Source organism: Gemmatimonadota bacterium, from assembly GCA_026706345.1.
Taxonomy (GTDB): Bacteria; JAAXHH01; JAAXHH01; order JAAXHH01; family JAAXHH01; genus JAAXHH01.
Window position 1 is genome coordinate 1 of sequence record JAPOYX010000162.1, and the last position, 2,961, is coordinate 2,961.

Annotated in this window: 3 protein-coding genes; 2 read left to right on the forward strand and 1 reads right to left on the reverse strand. The window is 61.2% G+C overall.

Going from position 1 to position 2,961, the window contains the following annotated elements; translation table 11 throughout:
* Positions 1 to 133 precede the first annotated feature (133 nt).
* Both OXG98_10490 and OXG98_10495 read left to right on the forward strand, forming a co-directional pair.
* Positions 134 to 1,165, forward strand: coding sequence for a glycosyltransferase family 2 protein (locus OXG98_10490; protein MCY3772431.1), 1,032 nt, complete (start codon positions 134 to 136; stop codon positions 1,163 to 1,165).
* 185 nt (positions 1,166 to 1,350) lie between these two features.
* Positions 1,351 to 2,136, forward strand: coding sequence for a class I SAM-dependent methyltransferase (locus OXG98_10495; protein MCY3772432.1), 786 nt, complete (start codon positions 1,351 to 1,353; stop codon positions 2,134 to 2,136).
* Here OXG98_10495 and OXG98_10500 read toward each other — a convergent pair.
* Positions 2,103 to 2,961: ammonium transporter (locus OXG98_10500; GenBank protein MCY3772433.1), on the reverse strand; the 859-nt coding region annotated here is incomplete at its 5' end. The two genes, OXG98_10495 and OXG98_10500, sit on opposite strands and share 34 nt — an antisense overlap.

Consider the following 2,961-nt stretch of genomic DNA (forward strand, 5'->3'; position numbering starts at 1 on the left):
CGCACACTCTTCCCCGGTAGCGCGCCGGGCTGGCCCGGTCACCGGTTCCCACCACCGCGAGCCATAGTTCTTGCTACGTTACCGCGGCCGGAGACGGGGTACAATGGCGCGAACACCTTGGATCGGGCATGGCATGTGGGAGAGCATCGCATTGGACGTTGAGATCAGCATAGTCGTCCCCGTATACAATGAAGAGGATTCGCTGAAGCAGTTCCTGCCGAGGCTGGTGCCTGTGTTGGACTCCGTCGGCTTGGGTTACGAAATCGTATTTGTCGACGACGGCAGCCGAGACCGCACCTGGCGGGCAATAGAGGACCAACGGCGCTCGAACGAGCGTATTCGATCACTACGCCTGTCGCGAAACTTCGGCAAGGAGATCGCTCTGGCGGCGGGTCTCGATTCCGCTAGGGGCGATGCAGTGGTGTTTATCGACGCGGACCTTCAGGATCCGCCCGAACTGATTGCCGAGTTCGTGGCACTCTGGCGTTCGGGCTATCAGAACGTCTACGGATTGCGGGTCAACCGCGACCAGGATTCGCTGCTGAAGCGCCTGACCGCCTCCCTTTTCTACCGTGTGTTCAATTGGGTGAGCGACACCAAAATCCCCATGAACGCTGGCGATTTCCGGCTCATCGGGCCTGCGGTCGTCAAGGCGGTGCGGGCTTGCCGCGACAAGCGGCGGTTCATGAAGGGCTTGTACGCCTGGGTCGGCTTTCCAAGCGTCGCCGTTCCCTACGAGCGCCAGCCGCGCGCTTCCGGCCAGTCGAAGTTCGACGCGATGACCCTGATTTCGCTGGCCATAGACGGCATGGTTTCGCATTCGACCGCACCGTTGCGAGCCTGGACCTGGCTGGGCCTGTTTTGCGTCGTGGGCGGCGCTCTACTCGGACTGGCGCTGCTCGTCCAGTATTTTTTTTCCGACAACGACCCTCCGACCGGCTTCTACATGACGGCCCTGGTCATTCTCGGCTTCTCGGCACTGAATTTCATAACGCTGGGCATCATGGGCGAGTACCTCGGCAGAATATATGGTGAGGTCAAGGATCGTCCGCTTTACCTGCTCCTTGACGAAGCGGATGGGGACGAGGCATCCCACGATGACCGGGAGCAAGGCGACGCCGACTCAGAACTCGAGTTGGGATCGGCGAACCGAAATGATGCCTGACCCGAGTCTCTACTTGGACCATGGCAGCCTGTGGCAAAAGTCCCGCGTCGCGCCGACGGTGACGAGGCGCCCGGCTGGCAAGGGGCGGAGAGCTAGAAAACTGGCGGTCGCAAAATCGGGGCTACTTCAGCGACAAACCATGCGGGCGCCTACCGATGCCCGCTTGGATTGCAGGAGGCTTGCGAATGGAACTCAAGGCTTTCCAGGACATGATCGAACTGCAGGAAACGCATTGGTGGTACTGCGCGCGCAGAACCATACTTGCCCGTCTGCTCGAAAAGTTCGTTCCCGTCGGCGGCCGTGTGCTGGAAGTCGGGGCAGGCACGGGCTCGAATCTGGAACTGCTGCAGAAATGGGGTACGGTCACGGCCCTCGAACCCAATCGGTTCGCCGCCGATTACCTTGCACGGAACTTCAGTGTCAAGGTTCTGCGCGCTGCCGTCCCCGCTTCCCGTGAACTGGACCGCGAACGGTTCGACCTGATTGCCGCATTGGATGTACTGGAACACATCGAAGAAGAGACGGCTGCGCTCGATTTCATGGTTCGCCGGTTGCGTCCTGGTGGCTGGCTGCTGATAACGGTGCCGGCCTTTGCGTTTCTCTGGTCGACTCACGACGAAGCGCTGCACCACAAGCGTCGCTACCGAATGCCGGAACTTGCGCGCAAGCTGCGCTATGCGGGGCTGGCGGTGATTTTTCAGTCTTATTTCAACTCGCTGCTCTTTCCACTGGCATTGGCGACCCGGTTGGTGGACCGACTGCGGCCTGGCACGGCCCGTTCGGGGGCAAAACGCGTTCCCGCGACCGCAAACCGAATCCTGCGCTTCGCTTTCGAATTGGAAGCTCCGCTGTTGCAGCGATTCCGTCTGCCGTTCGGCCTTTCCATCGTCCTGTTTGCCCGGAAACCCAAACAAATCCCCAGGCCACGGGCCGCCGGTCAGCCGTCGGTCCCGATGGCTTCGCCGTGTTGACTGTGGTCAAGCCCTTTGGATTCGTCCTCGGCGCTTACGCGAATACTCGTGAAGAGCTTGAGGACATGAAGGATGAGCAGGGTGCCGAAAGCACTCCAGGCGGCGACGGCGAGCACGCCTTCAAGCTGGATCCAGACTTGCACGAAATTGCCTTCGACGGCACCGGGCACGTTGCCGATCTCCCGAACGGCGAACACGCCCGTCAATACCGCACCGAGCAACCCGCCCACACCGTGGATGCCGAATACGTCGAGCGCATCGTCGTATCCCAGGCTATACTTGAGCCAAGCGCAGGCCCAACAACAACTGAAACCGGCGATGATGCCGATCGCGAGGGCACCCGCGGGGGAAACGAAGCCGGCTGCCGGCGTAATGGCGACCAGACCCGCGACCGCACCCGACATCAGCCCCACCACGCTCGGCTTCTTGAGTACCCACCATTCGTAGAGCATCCAGGTGAGCGCGCCCGAAGCCGCGGATGCTTGAGTCACCAGCATCGCCAGGGCGGCACTGCTGCTGGCGGCCAGCGAGGAACCGGCACTGAACCCGAACCAGCCAATCCACAGCAGCGAAACGCCAATGACGCTGAACATCGGATTATGCGGTGCCATACTCTCGGTGCCGTATCCCGTGCGCTTGCCGACGATCAGACAGGCCACCAACCCGGCAACGCCGGCGTTGATGTGAACGATCGTACCCCCGGCGTAATCGAGCACGCCCTCGTCCTTAAGGAAACCGCCGCCCCAGATCCAGTGCACCACCGGCGCGTACACCAGGATGGACCAGAGGCCCACGAACCAGAGAATAGATGAGAATTTCATTCTA